The organism is Massilia cellulosiltytica (genome assembly GCF_047325105.1).
Classification (GTDB): domain Bacteria; phylum Pseudomonadota; class Gammaproteobacteria; order Burkholderiales; family Burkholderiaceae_D; genus Telluria; species Telluria orientalis.
Window position 1 is genome coordinate 2,057,495 of record NZ_CP168562.1, and the last position, 25,723, is coordinate 2,083,217.

Below are 25,723 nucleotides of genomic sequence, written 5' to 3' on the forward strand. Positions count from 1 at the left end.
AACGCGAGTATCATGAGCGTCATGAAGTCCCTGCGCACGATCCTGTTGTCCTTGCCGCTGCTGGCCGCGCTGCCCGCCGGAGCGGCACAACCCGCCGCCGAATGCCTCGTCCCGTCCAAGCCGGGCGGGGCGATGGACCTGACCTGCAAGCTCGCCCAGAAGGCGCTGCAAGCCAAGCCTGGCGCGCCGCGCCTGAAGCTGAGCTATCTGCCGGGCGGGATCGGCGCCGTGGCATGGCACACGATGGTGTCGCAGCGGCGCGCCGAGCCGGATACGCTCGTCGCGTTTTCCGGCGGGTCGCTGCTGAACCTCGCGCAGGGCAAGTTCGGCAAGGCCAGTCCGGACGACGTGCGCTGGGTGGCGGCGCTCGGCGTCGACTACGGCGTGATCGCCGTGCCGGCCGATTCGCCTTACCGTTCGCTGCGCGACCTGGTGGAGGTCCTGCGCCGCGACCCCGAGAAGATCGTGATCGGCATGTCGGGCACGATCGGCAGCCAGGACTGGATGAAGATGGCGCTGCTGGCCCGCCAGGCCGGCCTCGACCCGCGCCAGCTGCGCTTCGTCGCGCTGGAAGGGGGCGGCGAGGAATTCGTCGCGATGCAGGCGGGCTATGTGCAGGTCGTGTCGAGCGACGTGTCGGAGACGGCGTTGTACACGGCGTCGGGCAAGGTGCGCGTGCTGGCCGTGCTGTCCGATAAACGCCTGACGGGCGCGATGGCCGGCGTGCCCACGGCGCGCGAGCAGGGCTACGATATCGTGTGGCCGCTGATCCGCGGCATCCTGATGGGGCCGGACGTGTCCGACGCGGATTACCGCCGCTGGGTGCAAGCCTTCGACCGCATCGAGTCGGCGCCCGAGTTCGCGCAGATGCGCGCGCAGATCGGCCTGTATCCGCTCGCGCTGACGGGCGATGCGCTGACCCGCTACATCCGCCAGGCCGTGGTCGACTACAAGCGCCAGGCCCGGCAATTCAATCTCGTGCGCGAGCACTAGCGTCTTCCGCGGGCACGTCCGCGGACGCGGTCTTTTGCCGTACGCGCTGCGCGGCCACGACGCCCACGCCCAGCAGCGCCAGGCTGAGCATCGTTCCGAACGACGGCGCCGCGAGCCAGCGCAGCGACTGGTTCGGCTGTTCCAGCGGCTTGTCCTGCGCCGGGTCCGATCGCGCCTCGGCCGCGTCTGCCTGCGTCGCCGGTTCGCCCGCGAAGAAGGGTGTCAACGCCTGTACGAACGCGGCCAGGTCCTGCATGCCGCGGCACGACAGCACGTGCGCATCGCGCACCACGTCCTGGTTCAGCCAGGTCGCGCCCGCGTTGACGACGTCGTCGCGGATGCCGGGCCACGACGTCAGCGTGCGCCGCGGCGCAAGTCCGGCCGACACGAGGATCAATGGCGCCTGGGACAGCAGCGCGATGGGCTTGCCCGCCGTATCGAACTGCCGCACGAAGGCCCGCACCGGGGCGGACTGGCGCAGGCTGTCGGGGCTGATGTAGCCGCCGGGGATCAGCAGGCCATCGTAGTCGGCGGCCTGGGCGTCGTCGATGGCCTTGCCGACGCGTGCGAGGTCGCCGGGCTGGTGCATGTGCATGCCGCGGATCCGTCCGCGCCGCAGCGAGATCAATGTCACGTCGGCACCGCCGTCGGCGAGGGCCGCGAGCGGCATCTTGAGTTCCGCCTGTTCGAATCCGTCCGCGGCCAGGACCGCGATACGCTTGCCGGAGAGTGGTTTGGAGGTGTTCATGATCGCGTGTCTGCGCCAGGATCATGAATTACAGAGCGGATCGGGGCGTATTTAGTTCCATTCGGCGTCCGCGGTTTTTGAAGTGGATCGATGCATCGTGCGCCCGAGCGCGGCATCGATCACGCCATGGCACAGCGCCACCTGCGCCGCGTCCTGTTGCAGCAGCCGCAGCCGGCGTCGCAGCGGCGCCCAGCCCGCCCAGGCCGCGATCCGGACCGTGCTGCCGGGCAGCGGCCCCGGTTCCGCCTGCGCGGCCCCGAGCGTGCCGCGCAGGCGGGCGAACGCGTGCCCGAGCGTGGCTTCGACTTCCGCGTGCGGCAGGTTGTCCGCATAGCGCTGCAGCAGCAGGCGCAGCGCGGCCATGTGCGCCATCAGCAGGTAGTTCTGCACCGTGAAGCGGTTCAGCTCGGCGGGCGCGCGCTGCTGGGCCGCCGGTTCGTCGAGCATGCGGCCCAGCGCCGCGCTGAGGTTCGCGAGGGCGTCCATGAAGCGCTTGCGCTGGATCCGGTAGCGGGCGTCGTCGGCCGCGCGTCCCAGCAGCAGGTCCTCGGCGGCGTCGATGTAGCCGCGGTTGGCGGCGGTCACGGCGTCCACCAGTTCCGGCAGGTTCTGGTGTTCCCAGTTCGGCAGCACGTAGCTGAAGAACGAGGCGATCAGCGCGCCGAGCAGCGTGTCGAGCAGGCGTTGCTCGATGGCGCCCGCGAAATGCGGCACCGTCAGGCCGATCAGCAGCAGGGCCTGTACGCTGGCGGCGATCGCCGTGTAGCGGTACTTGATCGACAGGAAGGTCGGCCCGGCCGCGGTCGCGACGAACAGGACGCCGATCAGCGCGGCGGGCGAATGGACGAAGCGGAGGATCAGCGCCGTGAGCACGCAGCCGATCAGCGTGCCGACCAGGCGGTCGGTGCGGCGCTGGCGCGTCATGCTGAACGTCGGCTTCAGGATCACGGCGATCGTCAGCGCCGTCCAATAGCCGTGCGACGTGTACGGCAGCCATTCGGACGACAGCAGGCCCACCGAGATCGCCATCGCCACGCGCAGCGCGAACCGGAACGTGGGCGACGTCCAGCGCAGGTTGGCGACGAGCGTGCCCAGGTTGTAGCGCTGCTGGGTGAGGAAGGGCGTCAGGTCGCTGCCCGGCGCCATCGGGAGTGTCCCGCCGTCCGTCCCGCTGGCGGCGTGCAGGCGCGCGATCATCGCGATCATGTCGCGGATCTTGTTGGACGTGGCGCGCAGCACGGCCTGCGCGTTGACTTCGTCGCTGTCGGCCGGGGGCAGGGCGCGCAATGCCGTCTCCAGCGCGGCCAGTTCGGGTCGGTAGTCCGTATCGGCATGCGACGGCCGGTCGCGCGTCATGGCGTATGCCGCCGATTCGATGTCGCGCGCCGCCTTGCCGATCAGGTCGCCCAGCAGCGGCAGCACGGGGCCGCCCGCGAAATGCTGGCGCAGCAGGGCGTAATCGGTGTGCGTCGACAGCACCAGTTCGTACAGGTCGAACATGGCGTAGTGCACGCGCACGAGGACGGCCTCGTCGTCCCTCGGCTTGCCGCGCAGGACCAGGTCGCGCGACGCCTGCTGGCGTTCGGCCAGCACGCTTTGCTGGCGCACGAGCTTTTCCATCTGCGCCGGCAGCGGGATGGCCATGTCGTAGCAGCCCGCCTTGATGCCCGTGTAGGCCGCCAGTTCGTACAGCGCTTCGGCCAGCACCTGCTGCTTCAGGCGGCGCCGCAGCCGCCAGACGACGACCATCGCATACGTCATGTAGCCGGCACCGCCCGCGAAGAACAGGGCGGCGTGGCGCAGCGCCTGCAGCGGCGTGGCGGCGGCGTCGCTCGACAGCATCATCACGAACAGCGCGACGAACTGCAGCGGCATCGCCTTGCGGCCGTACACGGTCATCATGCTGGCGAGGAAGGAGACGAGCACGATGACAGTGCGCAGCAGCCATTGCACGGGAGAACTCAGGCTGACGAGCAGCGCCACCAGCGAGCACGTCAGCACGCCGGCCAGCATCTCGTTGAACTTGTGCCGCAGCGGGCTGGGCAGGTCCATCAGGCTCGTGCACAGCGCGCCCATCGCCACCGCCATCGCGGTCGGCAGGTCGGCGACGGCGTAGGTCAGGAACGTCAGGCCGACGACGCCCGTGGCGATGCGCAGGCCGGTATAGAAGTAATGACTGAAGAAGAGCGTGCGCGGCGCGAGGGCGTAATGCATGGAGGGACGCGTCAGCAATGGACGAGCCATTATAACGTCGCCGCCGTCCCTATGCCGCCAGCAGGAAACCGTACACGCCATCGTTGGCGCACGCCTGGGCGCGCACGGCCATCGGCTGCGTCTCGCCGAGCAGGGTGATCATCGCCGGCACGTCGAGGCCGTCGAGCGCTGCATGGAAGCGGCGGATGAGCTCGCGGCACAGCTTGTCGTCCGGCGACGTGTCGCCCTCGGGTGCGCGCAGGCGCCTCCGCGCGCGCGACAGGTGCTGGCGCGCGTTCGCCGGTGTCGTGCCGAGCGCGGCCGCGATGTCGGCGTGGCTGCATTCGAACACGTCGAACAGGACCAGCGCCAGCCGCTCCGACGGCGTCAGCCGGGCGAGCAGCCGGGCCAGCGCGTCGCCCACGTCCGCGCGCCGCAGCAGCGCCTCGTCCGGCGGGGCGGGCGGCGCGGCGGGCACGAGTTCCATGGCGGCGTGCGCGGCCTGCGTCTCGCGCGCGCGCCGGCGCAGGCGGTCGATCGACTGGTGCTGCACGACGGTCGTCAGCCACGCCGCGGGCGTCGCCAGCGCGGCCCGGTCCGCGGCCTGCCATTTCAGGAAGCAGTCCTGCACGACGTCCTCGGCGTCCGCCGCGCTGCCGACGATGCGCAGGCTGAGCGCGATCAGGCGCGGACGCAATTGTTCGAACACGTCGGTGGCGCTGGTGCATGGCATCATGCATCTCCTCGCTGGTGGTGGTACCGCTTGACGCCCGGCGCGGCCCGGATGTGACACGCCGCCGGAATATTTTTTACGCCGTCACACGGCGCCCGGCGGCAAGCGTCATGGCGGCACCTTCCACCACCGCAAGGACCATCATGAATTTTGTTCCCACCGTCATCGAACAGACCGGCCGCGGCGACCGCGCCTTCGACATCTATTCCTGCCTGCTGAAGGAGCGCGTCGTCTTCCTCGTCGGCGAGGTGACGGAACAGTCGGCCAACCTGATCGTCGCGCAATTGCTGTTCCTCGAATCGGACAATCCGGACAAGGACATCTCACTGTACATCAACTCGCCCGGCGGGTCCGTGTATGCCGGCATGGCCGTGTACGACACCATGCAGTTCATCCGCCCCGCCGTATCGACGCTGTGCATGGGCTTCGCCGCCAGCATGGGCTCGTTCCTGCTGGCGGCCGGCGCGCCCGGCAAGCGGTACGCATTGCCGAACGCCCGCATCATGATCCACCAGCCGCATGGCGGATCGCAGGGCGTGGCGGCCGACATCGACATCCAGGCGCGCGAGATGCTGTACCAGCGCCACCGCCTGAACACGATGCTCGCGGAGCGCACGGGGCAGACGCTGGCGCGGATCGAGAAGGACACGGATCGCGACCGTTACATGTCCGCCGCCGAGGGCGTCGAGTATGGGCTCATCGACCGGGTGCTGGAGGCCCGCGGCGGCGCCACGCCGTTATAAAAATCACCAAGTGCCTGAACAATTTATCGCAGGCACGGTTACAGCACGGTGTGCGCGCAAATCCCTGAGATATGTTTCGAAGATTCTTGCGGTTCGGCCTGGAGGAGACAGGCCGATGCGGGAATCGACGCCTGCCCAGAAACAGGCGTTGTCTTACTTCAGATGCATAACAAATCTTAGGAGGCATTACATGAAGTTGATCAATGCAACACTGCTCGCGGCGGCCGCGCTGGCCGTCCAGCAGCCGGCGATGGCGTATTCGTGGGGGAATGTCGGCATCGGCGGCGGCGGATTCGTGTCCGCCGTCATTCCCAGCAAGACGGAAGCGAATGTCGTGTACGCACGCACGGACGTCGGCGGCGCGTACCGGTGGGACAATGCCAGCGGCCGCTGGGTGTCGCTGCTGGACTGGGTGGCGGAAGACCAGGTCGGCTTCCTCGGGGTCGAAGCGCTCGCGGTCGACCCGAAGAACGCGGCCAATGTCTACATGACCGTCGGGATCAATTATTTCAACAATGGCAAGACCGCGGTGCTGCGCTCGTCCGACTACGGCAGGACGTTTACGGTCGCCGACGTGACGAGCCAGTTCAAGGCGCACGGCAACGGCATGGGCCGCCAGAACGGCGAACGGCTCGTCGTCGACCCGGGATCGAGCAATGTGCTGTATGCCGGCACGCGCCAGAGCGGGCTGTTCAAGAGCACGAACTATGGCGCGAGCTGGGCCAGGGTGACGGCGCTGAACGTGACGACGACGCCCAACGACAATGGCATCAGCCTCGTCCTGGCCGATCCGTCCAGCGTGTCGGGCGGCGTGGCGCAGCGGCTGCTGGTGGGCGTCTCGCGCTACGGCTCGGCGGGGGCGAACCTGTACCGCAGCGACAACGGCGGCGCGTCGTTCAGCGCCATCTCCGGCAGCCCATCCGGCCTGATGCCGCAGCGCGCCGCGTTCGACGGCGCCGGCAATGTGGTCATCACGTATGCCAACGGCGCCGGACCGAACGGCAACGGCTCGGGCTCGGAGCCCATGAACAGCGGCCAGATCTGGCGCTACACGATCTCGAACGGCGCGTGGACCAACGTGACCCCGTCCGGCGTCAACGCGGCGTTCAGCGGCATCAGCGTGGACCCGTCCAATTCGCAGCGCCTGGTCGCGTCGACCATCAACCAGTACATGCAGCAGGGCGACAGCTGGGGCGACCATATCTACATCTCGACCAACGGCGGCGCCAGCTGGACCGACGTGATCAACCGCGGCTTCGTCCGCGACAATGGCGGCGTGCCCTGGATCAATGGCAAGGCGATCCACTGGGCCGGCGTGGCCGTGTTCGATCCGTTCAACAACAAGGCCGTGTGGGTGACCTCGGGCAACGGCATCTTCAAGACGGCCAATATCGACGCCGTGCCGACCACGTGGACGTTCACCGTCAAGGGTCTGGAAGAAACGGTGCCGCTGAACATCAACAGCATCCCGGGCGGCCCCGTGCTGTCCGCCATCGGCGACTACGACGGCTTCCTGCACTACAACATCGACACGTACACGAATCCGCAGTTCGCGCCGACGATGGGCACGACCACGGGTCTGGCCGTCGCCGACGCCAACAAGAGCCTCGCGGTGCGGGTCGGGAACAAGATGTACACGTCGGCCAACGGCGGCGTGAACTGGAACCAGGCCAATATGAACGGCACATACGGCCAGGTGGCACTCTCGGCCAGCGGCACGGTCCTGCTGCACAACCCGTCCAATTCGTCGACCATGTACCGTTCCACCAATATGGGGGCGAGCTGGTCGACGGTGGGCGGCCTCAGCGTGAATAATGCGCGGCCAGTCGCGGATCCGGCCAATGCGAGCAAGTTCTACGTGTACAACCCGGCCGACGGCAGCTTCATGATCAGCACGGACAGCGGCGCGTCGTTCTGGAAGTTCAACACGCTGGCCACCTGGGGCAGCGACGTGATCCGCGCCGCGCCGGGCCGCGAAGGCGATATCTGGGTGCCGCTGAACTGGGGCGGCCTCGCTCGGACCACCAGCTCGGGCTGGCAATTCAGCAATATCGCCAACGTCACGTACTGCGGCGCGGTCGGCTTCGGCAAGGCCGCGGCGGGCGCGTCGTATCCGACCGTGTTCATCTGGGGCACCATCGGCGGCGTGACCGGCGTGTACCGGTCCACCGACGCGGGCCAGAGCTGGACCCGCATCAACGACAACGCGCACCAGTACGGCGGTCCGGGCAACGGCCGTTTCGTCGTCGGTGACATGAACACGTTCGGCGTGGTCTACATGAGCACGGCGGGTCGGGGGATCGTGGTCGGCAAGCCGTAAGCACCCAAACTCGTCGTCCCTGCGAAAGCGGGGATGACGGCGTTGCGGTGTGAACACGCCCCTTGTCAGAATAGATTGTTTCCGTGTGGAACTGTGCTAATCTGGCCGGAAGCGTGTTTCACCGATTCCTTCGAGCCGTGCAACTTTCCCATGCCCCCCATCGACCGGTTGCCGGCCTCGACCTGAAAGACGCGCTGCTCGTCGGCGCGCTCGTCTTCGTCTGTTCCATCTTCGGCATCTACACGGCGCCCCCGGGCGTGCTGGCCGCGTTCTGGCCCACGAACGCCGTCCTCGTCGGGCTGCTGTTGCGGCGCGCCCATCCGCCGACAGCGGCGCACTGGCTGGCCGCCATCGCCGGCTACATCGTCGCCGACCTGATCATGCGGCACGGCTGGCCCAAGACCGTCATGCTCACGACGACCAACCTGATGGGCGTGTCGGTGTGTTATGCGCTGCTGAAACGGATGAGCGACGACATGCGCGGCCTGCGCCATCCGCGCTCGATGCTGCGCTTCGTGCTGGTGGCGCTGTGCGGCGCCGCGGCGGCCGGCGTGGGCGGCACCGTGATCCACCCGGCGCTGTTCGGCGGCACGCGCGCCTACGGCTTCCTGTTCTGGTTTTCGACTGAGCTCGTCAACACCATCGCGATCCTGCCCGTGCTGCTGACGATGCCGGACCTCGCGCGCCGGCTGGCGGGACGCGGGCGCCGCGGCGACGCGCCCGCCTGGCGCATCGGCCATCTCGCGCCGCTGGCCGCGTTCGCAAGCAGCCTGTGGCTGGAGACGCAGCTGGGCGGGCCGGGCGTGATCTCCTTCCCGATTCCCGCGATGCTGTGGTGCGCGCTGACGTACAGCCTGTTCGCCACGGCCGGCATCACCTTGCTGTTCTCGATGTGGACCCTGCTTGCGATCGCCAGCGGCATGCTCGCGATCGGCGCTGCAGTCGATACCCCGCAAGCCGTCATGTCGCTGCGCGTCGGGGTGACGCTGACGGCGCTGGCGCCGCTGGCCGTCGCCAGCGTGATGGTCGCGCGCAACGAGCTGCTGGCGCGGCTGCAGCATGCGGCTTCGCACGATCCGCTGACGCAGGTGCTCAACCGCGGCGGCTTCATGGCGCGCGCGGACACGGTGCAGGCGGCCGCCGTGCTGATGATGGACATCGATTTTTTCAAGAAGGTCAACGACACCCACGGCCACGCGGCCGGCGACGCCGTGCTGGCCCATTTCGCGCGCGTGGCGGCGGGATGCTTGCGTGCGGGCGACGTGCTGGGGCGCCTGGGCGGCGAGGAGTTCGCCGTGCTGCTGCCCGGTTGCGCGCCCGGGGACGCGCGCGCGATCGCGCAGCGCATCTGCGACGCGTTCGCGGCGCAGCCCGCGGTGCTGGAGGGCGGCGTGCGCCTGCACGCCACCGTCAGCATCGGCCTGGGCTGCCGGGAGGCCGCGGACACGCCCATCGGCACGTTGCTGTCGCAGGCCGACGCGGCGCTGTACAGCGCCAAGCACGCCGGCCGCAACCGCGTCGCCGTCGCTTAGACGCCCACCATCGAGATGGCCTTCGTGTTGAGGTAGGCTTCCAGCGCTTCCGGGCCGCCTTCGGAACCGTAGCCGGAATCCTTGACGCCGCCGAACGGCAGCTCGGCGCTCGGCGTGGCCGGCTGGTTAATCCACAGCATGCCCACTTCCACGCGGTTCATCAGCAGGTGTGCGTTCTTGATCGAGCGCGTGAACGCGTAGCCGGCCAGGCCGTACGGCAGGCGGTTCGCTTCCGCGATCGCATCTTCGAGGCTGTCGAAGCCGCGGATGCCGGCGACGGGGCCGAACGGCTCGTCGTTGAAGATCGACGCTTCCAGCGGCACGTCGGCGAGGATCGTCGGCGCGAAGAAGTTGCCAGCATCGCCCACGCGCTTGCCGCCCGTCGCGACGATCGCGCCCTTTGCCTGCGCATCCTCGACCATCTTCGCCATCGCCGTCACGCGGCGCGAATTGGCGAGGGGACCGAGGGTCGTGCCCTCGAGCAGGCCGTCGCCCAGCTTCAGGCCTTCCGCATGCGCGACGAAGGCGCGCGTAAACTCGTCCTTGATCGCGTTGTGCACGAGGAAGCGGGTCGGCGAGATGCAGACCTGGCCCGCGTTGCGGAACTTGGCGGCGCCGGCGGCCTTGACGGCCAGGGTCACGTCCGCGTCCTCGGCGACGATCACCGGCGCATGGCCGCCCAGTTCCATCGTCACGCGCTTCATGTGCGCGCCCGCGAGTGCGGCGAGCTGCTTGCCGACCGGCGTGGAACCCGTGAAGGTGACCTTGCGGATGGCCGGGTGCGGGATCAGGTAGCCTGAGATCTCGGCCGGATCGCCGAACACGAGGCCCACGACGCCGGCCGGCACGCCCGCGTCGACGAAGCACTGGAACAGCGCGGCCGGGGAGGCCGGGGTCTCTTCCGGTGCCTTGCACAGGAAGGAGCAGCCGGTGGCCAGCGCGGCGGCCAGCTTGCGGACGACCTGGTTGATCGGGAAGTTCCACGGCGTGAAGGCGGCGACAGGGCCGACCGGTTCCTTCAGCACGAGCTGCTGCGCCTGCGGGTTACGGGCCGGCACGATGCGGCCGTACACGCGCATGCCCTCGGCCGCGAACCAGTCGATGATCTCGGCGCCGGCCAGTGCTTCCATTTTTGCTTCCGCCAGCGGCTTGCCCTGTTCCTGGGTCAGCAGGCGGGCGATGTCGCCGGCGCGTTCGCGCAGCAGGTTGGCGGCGCGGCGCATCGTGGCGGCGCGCTCGGCCGCGGGCACGAAACGCCATTTCTCGAAGCCCTGCTGGGCGGCGGCGAGGGCGCGGTCCAGGTCGGCGATGGCCGCGTGCGCGACCGTGCCGATCGCCTGGCCCGTGGCCGGGTTCACGACCGGGATCGTCTTGCCGCCGGTGGCGTCGACCCATTCGTTGGCGATCAGGAGGCGGGTGTCGGGATAGCTGGAGGTGGTCATGGGTGCGTCGGTCCTCTATGAGTTGTTCGGATACAGAGAACGCAATGATCGCACCGCTGCGGATTGTTTGCTTAACACCGTGTGAAATCGGCGTGAGTGTTTGCGCATAACACAAATGTTAGCAAACATTGGTAGCGTATATCATGCCGATGGGCTACGAGGTGGCCGGTTCCTGGTTCCAGGACGCGGCCGTCAAGCAGACCATCGACCAGGTGCAGGCCGGCGGCAAGCTGAACATCGGGTCGTCGTCGAACCTGAACTTCGGCGTGGGCACGACGCGGGCGCGGATCAACTCGGCGTTCCAGCATGTCCAGCAGGATGCGTGGCAGGGCACGGCGCCGGGCGGCCACGCCAACGCGGCCAACGTCTACGACCAGTCGCTGTGGCAGCCGGCCGACCTGCGCCAGTTCTTCAGCAAGATCGGCGGCTCGGACGATCCGCGCCAATCCGGGCTATGTGGAGCCGTACGGCCAGGTCGACCTGTCGATCGGCTACAACGTGAACTACAACCTGAGCCTGTCGCTGGAAGCCATCAACCTGACCGACGCGCACCAGCGCCAGCACGGCCGTACCGACATGCAGGTCCTGTCGGTCACGACGGGCGGTCCGCGCTACATGCTGGGCGCCCGCTACAAGTTCTGACGGCGTCAGCCCGCCAGCACGGCCGCGGCCGCGGAGGGGGCTGTCGTCCCCTCCATGATCAGGATCTTCCCGGCGGCCTGGCCGGCGGGCGCCGCGTCCGGCCGGGTGAAGGACCGCACGGGTCCGATCATCGTGCCGTTCGCATTGCCCTTCGCATCCGTGCGCACGGTGCCGACCGGCTGGCCGCCCAGGACCACGCTGTACTGCGTCGCCGGCTTGAGCTTGAACACGTTGACCTCGAGCGCATCGACGACGCCCAGCTGGCGCGCGACGACGAAGCCGCGGGCCGCCGCGCCGTCGGGCGCCGCGAGCGGGATGTTGACGGCATCCTGGTTGATCCTCGGACTCAGGTTGTCCGCGCTGCCCGGCGCCGCCACGTGCGACAGGTAGACGAGGGCCTGCGGCGCCTGCCCGCCGGGCATGTGCGCGACCACCTTGTTGACGGAGGGGTCGATGACGTCGACCCCGTCGCCGTTTTCCAGGCCCACGTAGACGCGGCTGCTGTCGTCCGACGTCCAGATCCCGTGCGGCAGCGCGCCGGTCGGGATCGTGGCGAGGAGCTTTGCCTCCTTGTCCGTCGTGTACACCTTCACGACGTTCTCGCCGCCCACCGTCACGTACGCGAGCGTCTTGCCGCCGACGCGGGCGAACGCGAGGTGGTTCGTGATGAAGCCCGTGTCGATCACGCCCGTCACCTCGAACGTGCGCGTGTCGATGCGCGTGACCTTGCCGACGTCCTTGTGCGTCATCCACATCTCGCGATGGTCCGGCGTGAACTGCAGGAAGGGCGAGAACGGGCTGACGACGGGAATCCGCTTGATGACCTTGTGCGCCTTGACGTCGATGACGTCGACCTCCGGCGTGAAGCTGGAGACGGCGAACGCCAGCTTCCCGTCCGGCAGGAATTGCACCATGCCGGGGCCGACGGCCGTCGGGATGCGGCGCGTCTCCCTGAACGTGCGCGGGTCGATGACGGAGATGTAATCCTCGCCGCGCACGACGACCCACACTTCCTTGCCGTCGGCCGTGAAGAAGCCTTCATGGGGCGAGCGGCCGACATAGGTCTTGCCCTTGACCTTGTTCGTCGCGGTGTCGATGAACGTCACGGAGTTCGAGCCGTTCGAGATCGCGACCAGCGTCTTGTGGTCGGGCGAGAAGCCGAGGCCGTGCACGTTGATCTCGCCGCGGTACAGCGGCGACAGCACGTCGGGGCGCTGGTTGCCCAGCACGATCTGGCCCAGCAGACGGTTGCCGGCCGGGTCGAAGACCGAGATGGTGTTCGTGTTCTGGTCGGCCGTGTACACGCGGTCCGAGGCCGCCGGGAGGGCCATTGCCGCCTGCGCGACGGCGAGGGCGCCCGCGGCAATGGCGAGCCGTTCAATGGTGTTCATGCTGACTCCTTGTTGACGAGGGGTGACGTGCCAGCCACGCCCGCATCACGTTGATTTCGTTCTGCTGCTCGGCGATGATGCCGAGCGCCAGGTTGCGCAGTTCCGGGTCCTGCGTGTTCAGCAGGACGGCCTTCGCCATGTCGATGGCGCCCTGGTGGTGCGGCATCATCATCGTGACGAAGTCGTGGCCCGGCTCGCCGTTCATCGGCGCGGCGGCCATGTCGCGGTCCATGATCGCCATCGCGTCGTTCATCAGCGCCGCGAACGGCTTGTCGCTGCTGGCGACGAACGATGCGGGTACCGGCGCGCCGTGCATGTGCTGGGCGCCGGCGGTGGTGGCGGCGCACAGCGCCAGGGTGGCGATGAGGGCTTTCATGGCCTCAGTCCTGGTACAGCGGGTTGGGGGCGATGTAGACCCGCACGTCCGGCACGGTCACGCCCTTCGGTGCGATGGCCGACAGCGGGATGGAATCCGTGCTGGGCCATGCGTCGAAGACGTAAGTGAACTGCCGGCCGCCCACCGTGAAGCGCACCGTCTGGCCGTTGGTGACGTTGACCCAGCGGGTCGAGGCGTCGACGGCGACGTCGAGGTCGGCCGTGTCGCTCATGATGACGCGGCCGGCATCCATCGGGCGCGGCATGGCGCCGGCCGTGCCGGCGGCGAGGACGAGGACGGACAGGGCGAGGGTGCGGGTCAGCTTGGTCATGCGGTTCTCCTTCGTGGTTGGGATGGACGCATTGTGCAAAAGGGCCGCTGACGCGAGGGTGACTCCTGAATGACAATTCGATGACAGCCGGATGGCGCACCTGTCATCCAGCGCGGCCCGGAATTGCGGCACAATGTCCGCAGGAGGAAGCATGCGCATATTGATCGTCGAAGACGAGCCCAAGACGGGCGACTACCTGCACAAGGGCTTGCGCGAGTCCGGCTTCAACGCCGACCTCGCGCGCACCGGACCGGACGGCCTGCACCTGGCGCTGGAGCACGACTACGACCTCGTCGTGCTCGACGTGATGCTGCCGGCGATGGACGGCTGGACGGTGCTGTCCAAACTGCGCGAGCACAAGGAAACACCGGTGCTGTACCTGACGGCGCGCGACGACGTGGCCGACCGCGTGCGCGGCCTGGAGCTCGGCGCGGACGACTATCTCGTGAAACCGTTCGCGTTCGCCGAGTTGCTGGCGCGCGTGCGCACGCTGCTGCGGCGCGCGCCCACGCGCGAGCCGGACATCCTGGCCGTGGCCGACCTCGAGATCGACCTGCGCCGCCACCGCGTCACGCGCGCCGGCAAGCGCATCGACCTCACGCCGAAGGAGCACGCGCTGCTCGTGCTGCTGGCGCGGCGCCAGGGCGAGGTGCTGTCACGCTCGCTGATTTCGTCGCAGGTGTGGGACATGAACTTCGATTCGGACACGAACGTCGTCGACGTCGCCATCCGCCGCCTGCGCACGAAGGTCGACGATCCGTACCCGGTCAAACTGATCCACACGGTGCGCGGCATGGGCTACCTGATGGAAGAGCGCGAGTGACGGCGCGTCCGATGTCCATCGCGCTGCGTCTGGGCCTGCTGTTCGCCGCGATCGCCGCCGCCGTGTTCGTCGCGGTCGGCGCCTATCTGTACCAGACGCTGGCGCACCAGATGGGCCGGCGCGACGATGCGGACCTGCTCAACAAGGCAGTGCTGGCGCGCCAGCTGCTGGGCGCATTGCCGACACGCGATCCCGCGCTGCTGGTGCGCGCCATCGGCCAGGACGGCGTCACCCTGCAGGTGAGCGCGGCGGACGCCAGCGTGCGCGCCGTGCCGCTGGGGCGCGATCCTGGCCTCGCGGACATCGCCGCGCGCGACGATGCGCGGGGCTCCCGGCGCGTCGTCACCGTGCTCGCCGGCGCTGCCGCGGCGCCGCTGCAGGTGACGCTCGTGCGCACGCGCTCCGACCGGCTCGCGATCCTGCGCCGTTATGCGTTCGACCTGCTGGGCGCCCTCGTGGCGGGCACGCTCGTCGCGGCGGCCCTCGGGTTCGCGGCCGTGAAGCGGGGCCTGCGTCCGTTGTACGGCGTGATCGCCCGCGCCGACGCCATCCACGCCCAGCGCCTCGCGGTGCGCATGCCCGCCGCCGAGCTGCCGGCCGAGCTGCGCGCGCTGGCCGTCGCATTCAATGCGATGCTCGACCGGCTGGAAGAAGGCGTCCAGCGCCTGTCGGGCTTCGCGGCCGACCTCGCGCACGACCTGCGCACGCCCGTCAACGCGCTGATGATGCAGACTCAGGTCGCGCTTGCGCGCGTGCGCACGGCGGACGAGTACGAGGCCCTGCTGGCGTCCAACCTCGAGGAATACGAGCGGCTGGCGCGCATGATCGAGAACACGCTGTTCCTGGCGCGCGCCGACAACGCCCAGCTGGCGCTGGCGAGCACCGCGCTCGACGTGCGCGCGGAACTGGAGCACATCCGTGAATATTTCGAGATGCTGGCCGAGGACAAGGGCATCCGGTTCGGCCTCGGCGACGTCGCCGGCCTGCAGGTGCACGCGGACCCGGTGCTGCTGCGGCGCGCCGTCAACAACCTCGTGTCGAACGCGATCGCGCATACGCCGCGGGGCGGCGCCGTCAACCTGGGTGCGGCGAGCGACGGCCAGTGGGTCACGCTGTCGGTGGAAAACAGCGGCGACGGCATCGCGCCCGAGCATCTCGAGCGCGTGTTCGAACGCTATTACCGGGCCGACGCGGCGCGCGGCGCGGGGAGTTCGGTCGGCCTGGGGCTGTCGATCGTGCGCGCCATCATGCGCCTGCACGGGGGCACGGCGGAAGTCGACAGCGTGCCGGGCGGGCGCACCGTGTTCAGCCTGCGGTTTCCGTCCTGACGCCGGCTGGCGTCAGGGCGTCCACACGACCCGCACGGCGAGCGCGCGCTCGTATTCGCTGCGCGTGGCCGGCGCCCCGAATTCCGCATGGCGCGGATCGAAAACGTTCTGGGCGATGATCGACAGTTCGAGGCCGCGGCGGATGCGCCAGCCCCAGCGCGCATCGACGGCCGTGTACGCGGGCACGCTCGGGCGCGGCAGCGCGCCCACGTGGCGCAGCGTGACGTCGAATTCCTGGCCGGCGCCGATGTCGTACGAGGAGCGCACTTGCCAGTAATGCGTCGGGTCGCTCGTGAACAGGCCCGTCGCTCCCGACAGGTCGCGGCTGCCGGGTTCCAGGGTCGTGCCGACGCGCTGCACGACGCCGCCGCCGGACAGGCGCCACGCATCCGCCGCCTGCCACGTGGCCCACGCTTCGATGCCGCGCGTGAGGCCGTCCGCCCGGTTCTCGAACACGGAACCCGGGCCGGACGGATTCGGCTCCAGCGTGCGCAGCCGGTCGTAGCGGCTGAAGAACAACGTGGTCGAATACGACAGGGACGCCGAGGGCCGGCCGCGGTAGCCCAGTTCGAACACCTTGGCCGTCTCCGATTCGAACCCGGGACCGCCCGCCACGCCATACTGCGGCACGCCGTTTACGACGGGTGGCCGGATGGGGCTGTACAAATCGCGGTCGATGCGCGACGGCGCCCGCACGGCGCGCGACAGCGACGTCCACACGAGGGCAGCCGGCCGCGGATTCCACGCGAGGCGCAAGGTGGGCAGCACTTCGGCGCCCGTGTAATTGTTGTCCTCGATTTTCAGGCCGGCCATCAGGCGCAGGTTGTCGCGCAGCGCGATCTCGTCCTGCGCGAACAGGTTCGCCCAGCGCAGGTTCAGCGTCCCGGGCAGGAAGCCGAACGCGGGGCCGTTCTCGACGCGGTCGTGGCCCAGGCGGTAGCCGCCGCCCCACACGACGTGGTGGTTGCCGTCGACGTGCACGGCGTGCTGCAGTTGCAGGTCGAACGTGTCGAGGCGTTCGTGGAAGGCGTTCGGCTGGTCGCGCTCCGTATGGTCCCAGTACAGCTGGACGGTGGCCGACGAGCCGTCCGCGAACGTGCGCGCCGCGCGCCCCAGCAGGTTCGCGCCGGCGACCCTGATGTCGCGCGTATTCGCCTGGCGCAGCCGAGCATCGTAGACGTCACCCTGGACCGTGAGGCCATCGCCCCAATCGGTGCGGAACCCGGCCTGGTCGCGGTGCCAGCCCGTCTGCGAGGTGGCGCCCGTCGCCGTGTGCGTGTCGTCGTTTTCGGCATGCTTCGCGTAAGCGCGGTAGTGGCCGTCGCCACCCAGCCGGCCGCCGTAGCGCACGGCGCCGTCGCGCGCATCCTTGCCGACGGTCGTCGCCAGCAGTGCGCCCTGGGTGGCGGCGGACGACTTCGTGATGATGTTGATGACGCCGTTGACGGCATTCGCGCCCCACAAGGTCGCGCCCGGACCGCTGATCACTTCGATGCGCTCGACATCGTCCAGCACCACGTCCTGCACGTCCCAGAACACGCCGGAAAACAAGGGAGAGTACACGGCGCGGCCGTCGATCAGCACGAGCAGCTTGTTTTCGAACGGGCTTGAAAAGCCGCGCGCCGTGACCGCGTAGTTACGCGCATCGACGCGCGCCACCTGCAGGTTCGGCGCGAGCCGCAGCGCTTCCGGCAGCGAGGCGGCGCCCGCGCGGCGGATGTCGTTGCCCGTGATGACGAAGATGGAGGCCGCCGCGTCGGACAGCGATTCCGACCGTTTCGACACGGACGTGACCTGGATGTTGGCCAGTTCTTCCAGGCTCAGTTCCGCGATATCGTCGTTCTGCGCGGGGACGATGGCCATGGCTGCCGGCGCGGCGAGCAGGGTGGCGAGGAGGGCAGAGACCCGGACGGCGGCGGGAAACAATGTGGAACTGGGCATGGTAACAGGACACATTTAGTCGAATTCGCAAGATTGTATTGCAGAAATCGATTTGTTAACGATACCATCGTGCCGTGCGCCGGTTCGACATTTTTCATAACGGCGAAAAGTGATTTGATGATTGCGGAGATGCGCCGCAACTCGGACAATCCGGAAAAATCCAACGGAGACACTGTGAAGCCATTCATCCCCGCGCACGGCCGCCGCCGTCGCGCCCTGGCCGGCCTGTTGCTGGCCGCCGCCGCATGCGCGCTGCCGGGCGCGGCGTCCGCGCAGACGACCCCCGCCGGGGCGCCGGCCGCCGGAGCGCCGGCCGCCGACGGCGACGCGGCCGCCCGCATCGCCTGGTGGCGCCAGGCCCGCTTCGGCATGTTCATCCACTGGGGCCTGTACGCCATCCCCGGCCGCGGCGAGTGGGCGCAATTCATGGAACAGACCCCGGTGAACGAATATGCGAAGCTGGCCGGCCAGTTCAAGCCGCGCCACTTCGACCCCGACGGGTGGGCGCAGCTGGCGAAGTCCGCGGGCATGAAATACATGGTGTTCACGTCGCGCCACCACGACGGCTTTGCGATGTTCGACGACGGCGACAATCCGTTCTCGAGCACGAAGACGGCCGCGCAGCGCGATTTCGTCGCGGACTACGTGAAGGCCGCGCGCAAGGCAGGCATGGGCGTGGGGCTGTATTACTCGCCGCTGGACTGGCGCTACCCGGGCTACTTCTTCCCCGACCTGTACCGGGACAGCGCGGAAGCGATGCGGGCCCAGTACCACCGCCAGATGGAAAAACTGCTGTCCAACTACGGCAAGCTCGACGTGCTGTGGTTCGACGGCGGCGAGACCGACTGGCTGAGCTTCGGCGGCGACTGGTCCGCCGCGCAGTGGCAGAAGCGCGCGCCCGGCAAGCATTACGGCGGCGGCTTCGACTGGCAGCACGACAAGGTGCACACGATGCTGCGCCGCCTGCAGCCGAACGTCGTCATCAACGGCCGCGCGGACATGAAGGAAGACTTCCATTCGCGCGAGGGTGACGGCGCGCTGGGCGACTACGACGACCAGCATCCGTGGGAGCTGTGCACGACGATCGCCGGCGCCTGGGGCTACCAGCCGAACATGCAGCCGAAGCCCCTGAAGCACTACATCCAGCTGCTGGCGAACGTGGCGGGCCGCGACGGCAACCTGCTGCTCAACGTGGGGCCCGACCCCGACGGCCGCATCGACCCGGCGCAGGCCCAGCGCCTGCGCGAGATCGGCGCGTGGCTGGGCAAGCACGGCGACAGCATCTACGGCACCCGCGGCGGGCCGTTCCTGCCGGGCAGCTGGGGCGCCTCCACGCGCCGCGGCAACACGGTCTATGTCCACGTGCTGAACTGGCCGGGCGACAAGCTCGCGCTGCCGGCGATCCCCGCCCGCGTCGTGCGCGCGTCCGTGCTGGGCGGCGGCGCGGCGAAGGTCGAGCAATCCGCGCGCGGCATCGAGATTTCGGTGCCGGCCGCCGCGCGTGACGACATGGACACTGTGGTGGCCCTGCAACTGGATGCGTCCGCCGAAGGGCTCGCGCCCGTGCGCTGAAAAAACGTTCGCCGCTCCGGTGGATTTCATCATTGCCCGGGTGGGCCGGGCATCCGCACAATAACGATTTTCTACTTGGAGCACGAATGCGTTCGCAGACGGCGACCCTGACACGCCTGGCGACCCGCGCCGCCATCGCGCTTGCCATTTTGACCGGCGCGGTCCATGCCGCAACCCCGGCCGAAGCACCCACCGCGCGCCAGCGGCAGAGTTTCAACGCCGGCTGGCGCTTCCACCTGGGCGACATCGGCGGCGCCGAGAAGGCCGACTTCGACGACGGCGACTGGCAGGCCGTGGGCCTGCCGCACAGTTTCAGCACGCCTTACTTCCAGGCGCCCGAGGTGTACGTCGGCTACGGCTGGTACCGCAAGGACATCGTGCTGCCGCAAGTGACCGCCGGGCGCCGCTGGACGCTCGAATTCGAAGCCGCGTTCCAGACGGCCGAGGTGTACGCGAACGGCCGCAAGATCGCGCGCCACCGCGGCGGCTATACCGGCTTTCCCGTCGATCTTACGAGCGCCTTGCACCCCGGGCGCAACGTGATCGCCGTCCGCGTCGACAACACCTGGGACCCCACGCTCGCCCCGCGCGCCGGCGAACATATCTTCAGCGGCGGCATCTACCGCGACGTCTGGCTCGTGACGACGGACGACGTGCACGTCCCCTGGACCGGCACCACCGTCACGACGCCGGGCCTGGCGGGCCGCAGCGGCGCCGTGCGCGTGGCGACGGAGGTGCGCAACGACGGCCGCAAACCGGTCAAGGTGAGGGTGCGCACCCGCATCGCCGACGCCCGCGGCGCCACCGTGGCCGTGCTGCCCGATGCGGCCGTCCGCGTGCCGCCGGGGCGGACGCTGGACGTCGCGCAGCAGTCCGCGCGGCTTGCGGGCCTCAAGCTGTGGAGTCCCGAGACGCCCACGCTGTACCGCGCCGTCACGACCCTCGCCGTGGCGGGGCGCCCGCGCGACCGCTTCGAGACGTCGTTCGGCTTCCGCACCATCGAGTGGACGGCCGACCAGGGCTTTTTTCTCAACGGCGAGCACCGCTACTTCCGCGGCGCCAACGTCCACCAGGACCAGGCCGGATGGGGCGACGCCGTGACGAATGCCGCCATCGACCGCGACGTGCAGCTGATGAAGGATGCCGGCTTCGATTTCATCCGCGGCTCGCACTATCCGCACGACCCGCATTTCGCCGAAGCGACCGATCGGATCGGCATGCTGTTCCTGCCGGAGGCGCCGTTCTGGGGCACGGCCGGCATGAAGAGTCCGTGGAGCCGGTCCGCCTATCCGCCCGAAGCCGAACACCAGGCCGCGTTCGAGGACAGCGTCAAGCAGCAGCTGGCGGAACTCATCCGCATCAACCGCAACCATCCGTCGGTCGTGGCGTGGGGCATGGACAACGAGGTCTTCTTCACCGACAAGGACACGCTGCCGGCCGTGCGCAAGCTGCTGGCGGACGAGGTGGCGCTGTCGCACACGCTCGATCCCACGCGGCCCGCGGCCGTCGACGGCGCGCAGCGGGGCGATATCGACCGCATTGGCGACATCGCCGGCTACAACGGCGACGGCGCCGTGCTGTTCCCGAATCCCGGCATCGCCAACTTCGTCGCGGAGTACGGCTCGACCATCTCGGACCGGCCGGGCGAATACGACCCGGGCTGGGGCGACATCGAACACACGCCGGGCGCGAAGGCGGGCGAGCCAGCGTCGTGGCGCTTCCCGTGGCGCGCGGGAGAGGCCGTGTGGGCCGGGTTCGACCACGGCTCGATCGCGGGCAAGTTCGGCTCGATGGGCCTCGTCGATTATGCGCGGCTGCCGAAGCGCAGTTGGTACTGGTACCGCAACGCCTACCGCGGCATCGCGCCGCCCGCGTGGCCGCAGCCGGGCCAGCCGGCCGCCCTGCGGGTGACGGCCAGCAGCCCCGTGATCCGCCACGCGGACGGCACGGACGACGTGCAGCTGGTCGTGACGGTCGTCGACGCGGCCGGCAAGGCGCTGTCCAACAGCCCGCCCGTGCGGCTGGCGCTGGAAGCGGGGCCGGGCGAGCTGCCGACGGGGCGCGGTATCGCGTTCACGCCGGACGGCGACATCCCGATCCGCGACGGCCAGGCGGCCATCGCCATGCGCAGCTGGCAGCGCGGCACGACACGCATCCGCGCGACGTCGCCCGGCCTCGCCGACGGCGTGCTGGCGGTGGAGACGGTCGATGGTCCGGCCTTCGTGGACGGCGTGACGCCGCTGGCGGCCGACCGGCCGTACCTGCAGCGCAAGATGGAAGTGGGGACGGAGCAGGCGTTCGGCCTGAAGAATCCCACGCAGGCCAGTTCGAGCGCGGCCGGCCATGCGCCGTCGCTGGCCAACGACGGCGACGCCGCCACGTGGTGGGCCCCGGCGGCGGACGACGCCGCGCCGTGGATCGCCATCGACCCCGAGCGCATCGTGAATTACCGCCGGCTGGCCGTGCGGTTCGCGCCGGACGGGCGTTGCGGCGTGACGGCGCAAGCGCAGGATGCGGGTGGCGTGTGGCAGGTGCTGGCCGACGTGCCGGCGGCGGCCGACACGTTCGACGTGCCCGTGCGCGCCGTCACGGGACGGCGCCTGCGGCTGCGGCTGGCGGGCGCCAACTGCCGCATCGCCGACGTCGTCATCATGGGGACGCCGGCGACCTTCTGGTGATCAGCGCACGTTCTGCTTCTTGATCAGTTGATCCAGCATGGCGTGTTCTTCTTCCGTCAGGTCGGTCAGCGGCGCGCGCACCGGGCCGCCGTCGTGGCCGACGAGGCGGGCGCCGGCCTTGACGATCGACACGGCGTAGCCGGCCTTGCGGTTGCGGATCGCCAGGTAGGGCAGGAAGAATTCGTCCAGCAGTCGGTTCGTCGTGGCGTGGTCGTCCTTGGCGATCGCGTGATAGAAATCCATCGCCAGTTGCGGCATGAAGTTGAAGACGGCCGACGAGTACACCGGCACGCCCAGCGCTTTATACGCCGCGGCGTAGACTTCCGCGGTCGGCAGGCCGCCCAGGTAGCTGAAGCGGTCGCCCAGGCGGCGCCAGATCGAGACCATCAGTTCGATGTCGCCGATGCCGTCCTTGAAGCCGATCAGGTTGGGGCAGCGGTCGGCCAGCTTTTCCAGCGATTCCGCGGTCAGGCGGCATTGCGCGCGGTTGTACACGACGACGCCGATGTTCACCGATTTGCAGACTTCTTCCACGTGCGCGACGAGGCCGTCCTGGCTCGCTTCCGTCAGGTAGTGCGGCAGCAGCAGCACGCCTTTCGCGCCGAGGCGCTCGGCTTCCTGGGCAAAGGCGATCGCGGCGCGGGTCGGGCCGCCGACGCCGGCGAGGATGGGCACTTTACCGGCGCACGTGTCGACGGCAGTCTTGATCACCTGCGAGTACTCGTCGTGCGTCAGCGAGAAGAATTCGCCGGTGCCGCCGGCCGCGAACAGGGCGGTGGCGCCGTACGGGGCGAGCCATTCCAGGCGTTCGATGTAGGTGCTCTTGCGGAAGTTGCCTTCGGCATCGAAGTCGGTGATGGGGAAGGACAGCAGGCCGGACGACATCACTTGCTTGAGTTCTTGCGGATTCATTTTTGCTCCAGGGCGGTGGGTTTAACTTGTCAGACATCGTACAACTAAGATCGCAGCATCGCAAGAATTTTTTGGTCATGTGCGCATAAACGTCGTCCCCGCGGAGGCGGGGACCCAAGTTCTGTCCGCGTCGCGAGACCGCGTGCAACATGAGCCCCCGCCAAGGGGGACGCCTAGTCCGGGGGCGACGGTTTTTGCGTGTCAGGCCTTAACCGATTTGCCGCGTCGTGCCGCGCTCGACCAGGTTGAACCCCACGTCCACGACATTCCCCGCCGGCGCCTCGCCTTCGATCTTCGCGATGAGCGCCCGGGCCGCCTGCACGCCGATGGCGCGCTTGTCGACGTGGACGGACGAGATGGGAGGATGCGTGTACGCGGCGAAGTCGAAGTCGCCGAAGCCCATGATGCCGAGCGTCTCCGGCACGGCGATGCCTTGCGCCTGCGCCTCGATGAGGGCGCCCTGGGCCAGCACGTCCGAGCTGCACACGACGACGTCGGGCGCGTGGCCTTCCGCGAGGATCGCGCGCAGGCCTTCGCGGCCGAGATTCATCACGGTCGGCGGCGTGGCCAGGTGCGTGGCGACGGGCACCACGCCGTGCCGTTCCAGTTCCGCCTCCAGCGCCAGGCGGCGCCGGTTCGCGCGCTCGTCGCGCGCGCAGATCGACGCGAACCGTTTATATCCTTTGGATAAAAGGTATTGCGCGACCTTTTCGCCCACGCGTTCCTGCGAAAAGCCGATGGCGATGTCGATGGGGGAGGGCGTCAGGTCCCACGCTTCCACGACGGGCACGCCGGTCGCGAGCAGCTTCTTGCGCACACCGGGGTGGTGATGGATGCCGGTGAGGACGATGCCGTCGGGCTGGCGCGACAGGATCGCCGTCAGCAGGTCTTCTTCCTTTTGCCGCGAGTAGTTCGATAACGACAGCAGCAGCTGGTAGCCGTGCGCCGACAATTCGTCGTTCAGGCCCTGCACCGTCTCGGCGAACATCGAGTTCGACAGCTGCGGCACGATGGCGGCGATCAGCTGGCTGCGCTTCGTCGTCAGGCTGCCGGCCAGCATGTTCGGGATATAGCCCATCGCGGCCGCCGCTTCTTTCACGCGCGCGATCGTGTCCGGCTTGACGAGCCTGGGGTTGTGCAGCGCGCGCGATACCGTGATCGGAGAGAGGCCCGCGAGCCGCGCGACATCCTTGAGCGTGATGCTTTTCGGGCGGTCTCCGTTGGTGGGGAGCGTGTCGTCTGCGGGGGCTATCATGTTGTTGTGTTCTTTATCACTTGTACGACATCCGATCACAAAACGCTTGCGTTCGAAGATGATTGCGGTATCATACCAAACACCTCGGCCGACCTACCGGCCATATTTTTAAGACAAGAATGATTGCGGTGTCATTTTTTGCGCAAAGCGCATGGCTGTTGTGCTTTGCTACTAAATGATTGCGCAATCATGGAGACGCTGATGACTATCCCCCGCACCATCCGCATGCACGAGAACGACAACGTCGCCATCGTCGTCAACGCCGGCGGCCTGCCGGAAGGCACGATCTTCCCGGACGGGCTGACCCTGACCACCCGCGTGCCGGAAGGGCACAAGGTGGCGCTCGTCGACATCGCCCAGGGCGCACCCATCGTCCGCTACGACGTCACGATCGGCCATGCGCTGCAACCCATCGCCCGCGGCACGTGGATCGAGGAATCGCTGGTCGGCATGCCGGCCGCGCGCGGCCTGGACGACCTGCCGAAGCCCGTCCGCGACCGCGCACCGCTGGCGCCGCTGGAAGGCTATACGTTCGAAGGTTTCCGCAATCCGGACGGCTCGGTCGGCACGCGCAACATCCTCGCCATCAGCGAGACGGTGCAGTGCGTGTCGGGTGTCGTCGCGTTCGCCATCGACCGCATCAAGAAGGAGCTGCTGCCGAACTACCCGCACGTGGACGACGTCGTCGCCATCGAGCACACGTACGGTTGCGGCGTCGCCATCGACGCGCCAGGCGCCGAGATCCCGATCCGGACCCTGCGCAACATCGCGAAGAACCCGAACTTCGGCGGCCGCGTGATGCTCGTGAGCCTGGGCTGCGAAAAGCTGCAGCCGGCGCGCATGTTCCCGGCCGGCTCGATCCCGATCCAGGCGCCGGACACTGTCTGCCTGCAGGATGCCGCTCACGTGGGCTTCGGCGACATGATCGAATCCATCATGCGCACGGCCGAGAAGCACCTGGCGGTGCTGAACGAGCGCCGGCGCGAGACCGTGCCGGCGTCGGAACTCGTCGTCGGCGTGCAGTGCGGCGGCAGCGATGCGTTTTCCGGCGTGACCGCGAATCCGGCCGTCGGCTTCGCGAGCGACCTGCTCGTGCGGGCCGGCGCCGCCGTCATGTTCTCCGAAACGACGGAAGTCCGCGACGGCATCGACCAGCTGACCGCGCGCGCCGCCGACGACGGCGTCGCCGAGGCGATGATCCGCGAGATGGCGTGGTACGACGAATACCTGAAGCGGGGCGGCGTGGACCGCAGCGCGAACACGACGCCGGGCAACAAGAAGGGCGGCCTCGCCAACATCACCGAAAAGGCGATGGGCTCCATCATCAAGTCCGGCACGGCACCCATCGCGGGCGTGCTGTCCCCGGGCGACAAGCTGCAGCAGAAAGGCCTGATCTACGCGGCCACGCCGGCCAGCGATTTCATCTGCGGCACCCTGCAACTGGCCGCCGGCATGAACATGCACGTGTTCACGACGGGCCGCGGCACGCCTTACGGCCTGGCCGCCGTGCCGGTCGTGAAAGTCGCCACGCGCGACGACCTGGCACGCCGCTGGCATGACCTCATGGACATCAACGCCGGCCGCATCGCGACCGGCGACGCGACGATCGCGGACGTGGGCTGGGAGTTGTTCCACTTCCTGCTCGACGTGGCGAGCGGCCGCAAGAAGACGTGGGCCGAGCACTGGAAGCTCCACAACGCGCTCACGCTCTTCAATCCTGCGCCCGTGACCTGACCGCACGGACGACCACACAAGACAGACAACAGCAAG

At 68.6% G+C, this 25,723-nt stretch carries 21 protein-coding genes; 10 read left to right on the forward strand and 11 right to left on the reverse strand.

Going from position 1 to position 25,723, the window contains the following annotated elements:
• The first annotated feature begins 21 nt into the window (after positions 1-21).
• Complete coding sequence (locus ACEN9H_RS09220; RefSeq protein WP_413675566.1) at positions 22-993, forward strand: tripartite tricarboxylate transporter substrate binding protein; 972 nt, start codon at positions 22-24, stop codon at positions 991-993.
• Here the strand turns inward: ACEN9H_RS09220 and ACEN9H_RS09225 are convergent.
• From ACEN9H_RS09225 to ACEN9H_RS09235, 3 genes are read right to left on the reverse strand one after another with little or no spacing between them, the layout of a single operon-like run.
• Complete coding sequence (locus ACEN9H_RS09225; protein ID WP_413674518.1) at positions 971-1,741, reverse strand: type 1 glutamine amidotransferase domain-containing protein; 771 nt, start codon at positions 1,739-1,741, stop codon at positions 971-973. The genes ACEN9H_RS09220 and ACEN9H_RS09225 overlap by 23 nt on opposite strands.
• A 51-nt stretch (positions 1,742-1,792) precedes the next feature.
• Positions 1,793-3,955 (reverse strand): FUSC family membrane protein, encoded by a 2,163-nt coding sequence (locus ACEN9H_RS09230; protein ID WP_413674519.1) that lies wholly within the window; start codon positions 3,953-3,955, stop codon positions 1,793-1,795.
• A gap of 49 nt (positions 3,956-4,004) precedes the next feature.
• Complete coding sequence (locus ACEN9H_RS09235; protein ID WP_413674520.1) at positions 4,005-4,670, reverse strand: sigma-70 family RNA polymerase sigma factor; 666 nt, start codon at positions 4,668-4,670, stop codon at positions 4,005-4,007.
• Positions 4,671-4,810: 140 nt separating this feature from the next.
• Between ACEN9H_RS09235 and clpP the strand changes: the two genes are divergently transcribed.
• The 3 genes from clpP to ACEN9H_RS09250 all read left to right on the forward strand — a co-directional run bounded on the left by clpP (position 4,811) and on the right by ACEN9H_RS09250 (position 9,262).
• Positions 4,811-5,410, forward strand: coding sequence for an ATP-dependent Clp endopeptidase proteolytic subunit ClpP (gene clpP, locus ACEN9H_RS09240; RefSeq protein WP_413674521.1), 600 nt, complete (start codon positions 4,811-4,813; stop codon positions 5,408-5,410).
• 190 nt (positions 5,411-5,600) lie between these two features.
• Positions 5,601-7,730, forward strand: a complete 2,130-nt coding sequence (locus ACEN9H_RS09245) for an exo-alpha-sialidase (RefSeq protein WP_413674522.1) — start codon at positions 5,601-5,603, stop codon at positions 7,728-7,730.
• Positions 7,731-7,867: 137 nt separating this feature from the next.
• Entirely contained in the window at positions 7,868-9,262 is a 1,395-nt protein-coding gene (locus ACEN9H_RS09250; protein ID WP_413674523.1) for a diguanylate cyclase, read from the forward strand.
• On the opposite strand, the gene ACEN9H_RS09255 is transcribed toward ACEN9H_RS09250, so the two are convergent.
• Positions 9,259-10,704: an NAD-dependent succinate-semialdehyde dehydrogenase gene (locus ACEN9H_RS09255; RefSeq protein ID WP_413674524.1), complete on the reverse strand. Its 1,446-nt coding sequence runs from the start codon at positions 10,702-10,704 to the stop codon at positions 9,259-9,261. The genes ACEN9H_RS09250 and ACEN9H_RS09255 overlap by 4 nt on opposite strands.
• A gap of 154 nt (positions 10,705-10,858) precedes the next feature.
• A complete protein-coding gene (locus ACEN9H_RS09260; protein ID WP_413674525.1) occupies positions 10,859-10,996 on the reverse strand; it encodes a hypothetical protein in 138 nt (45 codons plus the stop codon).
• Positions 10,997-11,160: 164 nt separating this feature from the next.
• On the opposite strand from ACEN9H_RS09260, the gene ACEN9H_RS09265 reads away from it, so the two are divergent.
• Positions 11,161-11,346 (forward strand): hypothetical protein, encoded by a 186-nt coding sequence (locus ACEN9H_RS09265; RefSeq protein WP_413674526.1) that lies wholly within the window; start codon positions 11,161-11,163, stop codon positions 11,344-11,346.
• 5 nt (positions 11,347-11,351) lie between these two features.
• Here the strand turns inward: ACEN9H_RS09265 and ACEN9H_RS09270 are convergent, their stop codons facing one another.
• Genes ACEN9H_RS09270 through ACEN9H_RS09280 form a run of 3 tightly spaced genes read right to left on the reverse strand, consistent with a single transcriptional unit; the run spans position 11,352 to position 13,444 of the window.
• The gene (locus ACEN9H_RS09270; protein WP_413674527.1) at positions 11,352-12,737 is read right to left on the reverse strand and encodes a YncE family protein; all 1,386 of its coding nucleotides are present in this window, start codon (positions 12,735-12,737) and stop codon (positions 11,352-11,354) included.
• Positions 12,724-13,113 (reverse strand): DUF305 domain-containing protein, encoded by a 390-nt coding sequence (locus ACEN9H_RS09275; RefSeq protein ID WP_413674528.1) that lies wholly within the window; start codon positions 13,111-13,113, stop codon positions 12,724-12,726. The genes ACEN9H_RS09270 and ACEN9H_RS09275 overlap by 14 nt, the downstream gene beginning before the upstream one ends.
• 4 nt (positions 13,114-13,117) lie before the next feature.
• Complete coding sequence (locus tag ACEN9H_RS09280; RefSeq protein WP_413674529.1) at positions 13,118-13,444, reverse strand: CzcE family metal-binding protein; 327 nt, start codon at positions 13,442-13,444, stop codon at positions 13,118-13,120.
• A 151-nt stretch (positions 13,445-13,595) separates the two neighbouring features.
• On the opposite strand from ACEN9H_RS09280, the gene ACEN9H_RS09285 reads away from it, so the two are divergent.
• Together ACEN9H_RS09285 and ACEN9H_RS09290 are read left to right on the forward strand one after the other, a co-directional pair.
• Positions 13,596-14,267, forward strand: a complete 672-nt coding sequence (locus ACEN9H_RS09285) for a heavy metal response regulator transcription factor (protein WP_371758288.1) — start codon at positions 13,596-13,598, stop codon at positions 14,265-14,267.
• A gap of 11 nt (positions 14,268-14,278) precedes the next feature.
• The gene (locus ACEN9H_RS09290) at positions 14,279-15,595 is read left to right on the forward strand and encodes a heavy metal sensor histidine kinase (RefSeq protein ID WP_413674530.1); all 1,317 of its coding nucleotides are present in this window, start codon (positions 14,279-14,281) and stop codon (positions 15,593-15,595) included.
• 12 nt (positions 15,596-15,607) lie between these two features.
• Here the strand turns inward: ACEN9H_RS09290 and ACEN9H_RS09295 are convergent, their stop codons facing one another.
• A complete protein-coding gene (locus tag ACEN9H_RS09295) occupies positions 15,608-17,536 on the reverse strand; it encodes a TonB-dependent receptor plug domain-containing protein (RefSeq protein ID WP_413674531.1) in 1,929 nt (642 codons plus the stop codon).
• A 174-nt stretch (positions 17,537-17,710) separates the two neighbouring features.
• On the opposite strand from ACEN9H_RS09295, the gene ACEN9H_RS09300 reads away from it, so the two are divergent.
• Positions 17,711-19,108: an alpha-L-fucosidase gene (locus ACEN9H_RS09300; RefSeq protein ID WP_413674532.1), complete on the forward strand. Its 1,398-nt coding sequence runs from the start codon at positions 17,711-17,713 to the stop codon at positions 19,106-19,108.
• An 86-nt stretch (positions 19,109-19,194) separates the two neighbouring features.
• A complete protein-coding gene (locus ACEN9H_RS09305; RefSeq protein ID WP_413674533.1) occupies positions 19,195-21,786 on the forward strand; it encodes a glycoside hydrolase family 2 TIM barrel-domain containing protein in 2,592 nt (863 codons plus the stop codon).
• On the opposite strand, the gene kdgD is transcribed toward ACEN9H_RS09305, so the two are convergent.
• Together kdgD and ACEN9H_RS09315 are read right to left on the reverse strand one after the other, a co-directional pair.
• On the reverse strand, positions 21,787-22,698 hold the full coding sequence (kdgD, locus tag ACEN9H_RS09310) for a 5-dehydro-4-deoxyglucarate dehydratase (protein ID WP_413674534.1): 912 nt from the start codon (positions 22,696-22,698) through the stop codon (positions 21,787-21,789).
• 208 nt (positions 22,699-22,906) lie between these two features.
• Positions 22,907-23,953: a LacI family DNA-binding transcriptional regulator gene (locus tag ACEN9H_RS09315; protein ID WP_413674535.1), complete on the reverse strand. Its 1,047-nt coding sequence runs from the start codon at positions 23,951-23,953 to the stop codon at positions 22,907-22,909.
• A gap of 201 nt (positions 23,954-24,154) precedes the next feature.
• Between ACEN9H_RS09315 and garD the strand changes: the two genes are divergently transcribed.
• Complete coding sequence (garD, locus tag ACEN9H_RS09320; RefSeq protein ID WP_413674536.1) at positions 24,155-25,687, forward strand: galactarate dehydratase; 1,533 nt, start codon at positions 24,155-24,157, stop codon at positions 25,685-25,687.
• Positions 25,688-25,723: the final 36 nt, after the last annotated feature.

Excerpts from the sequence above, each read along its gene's own strand:
- ACEN9H_RS09220 (WP_413675566.1), top strand. The coding sequence starts at position 22 with ATGAAGTCCCTGCGCACGATCCTGTTGTCCTTGCCGCTGCTGGCCGCG.
- ACEN9H_RS09225 (WP_413674518.1), bottom strand. The coding sequence starts at position 1,741 with ATGAACACCTCCAAACCACTCTCCGGCAAGCGTATCGCGGTCCTGGCC.
- ACEN9H_RS09230 (WP_413674519.1), bottom strand. The coding sequence starts at position 3,955 with ATGCATTACGCCCTCGCGCCGCGCACGCTCTTCTTCAGTCATTACTTC.
- ACEN9H_RS09235 (WP_413674520.1), bottom strand. The coding sequence starts at position 4,670 with ATGATGCCATGCACCAGCGCCACCGACGTGTTCGAACAATTGCGTCCG.
- clpP (WP_413674521.1), top strand. The coding sequence starts at position 4,811 with ATGAATTTTGTTCCCACCGTCATCGAACAGACCGGCCGCGGCGACCGC.
- ACEN9H_RS09245 (WP_413674522.1), top strand. The coding sequence starts at position 5,601 with ATGAAGTTGATCAATGCAACACTGCTCGCGGCGGCCGCGCTGGCCGTC.
- ACEN9H_RS09255 (WP_413674524.1), bottom strand. The coding sequence starts at position 10,704 with ATGACCACCTCCAGCTATCCCGACACCCGCCTCCTGATCGCCAACGAA.
- ACEN9H_RS09270 (WP_413674527.1), bottom strand. The coding sequence starts at position 12,737 with ATGAACACCATTGAACGGCTCGCCATTGCCGCGGGCGCCCTCGCCGTC.
- ACEN9H_RS09275 (WP_413674528.1), bottom strand. The coding sequence starts at position 13,113 with ATGAAAGCCCTCATCGCCACCCTGGCGCTGTGCGCCGCCACCACCGCC.
- ACEN9H_RS09280 (WP_413674529.1), bottom strand. The coding sequence starts at position 13,444 with ATGACCAAGCTGACCCGCACCCTCGCCCTGTCCGTCCTCGTCCTCGCC.
- ACEN9H_RS09285 (WP_371758288.1), top strand. The coding sequence starts at position 13,596 with ATGCGCATATTGATCGTCGAAGACGAGCCCAAGACGGGCGACTACCTG.
- ACEN9H_RS09290 (WP_413674530.1), top strand. The coding sequence starts at position 14,279 with ATGTCCATCGCGCTGCGTCTGGGCCTGCTGTTCGCCGCGATCGCCGCC.
- ACEN9H_RS09295 (WP_413674531.1), bottom strand. The coding sequence starts at position 17,536 with ATGCCCAGTTCCACATTGTTTCCCGCCGCCGTCCGGGTCTCTGCCCTC.
- ACEN9H_RS09305 (WP_413674533.1), top strand. The coding sequence starts at position 19,195 with ATGCGTTCGCAGACGGCGACCCTGACACGCCTGGCGACCCGCGCCGCC.
- kdgD (WP_413674534.1), bottom strand. The coding sequence starts at position 22,698 with ATGAATCCGCAAGAACTCAAGCAAGTGATGTCGTCCGGCCTGCTGTCC.
- ACEN9H_RS09315 (WP_413674535.1), bottom strand. The coding sequence starts at position 23,953 with ATGATAGCCCCCGCAGACGACACGCTCCCCACCAACGGAGACCGCCCG.
- garD (WP_413674536.1), top strand. The coding sequence starts at position 24,155 with ATGACTATCCCCCGCACCATCCGCATGCACGAGAACGACAACGTCGCC.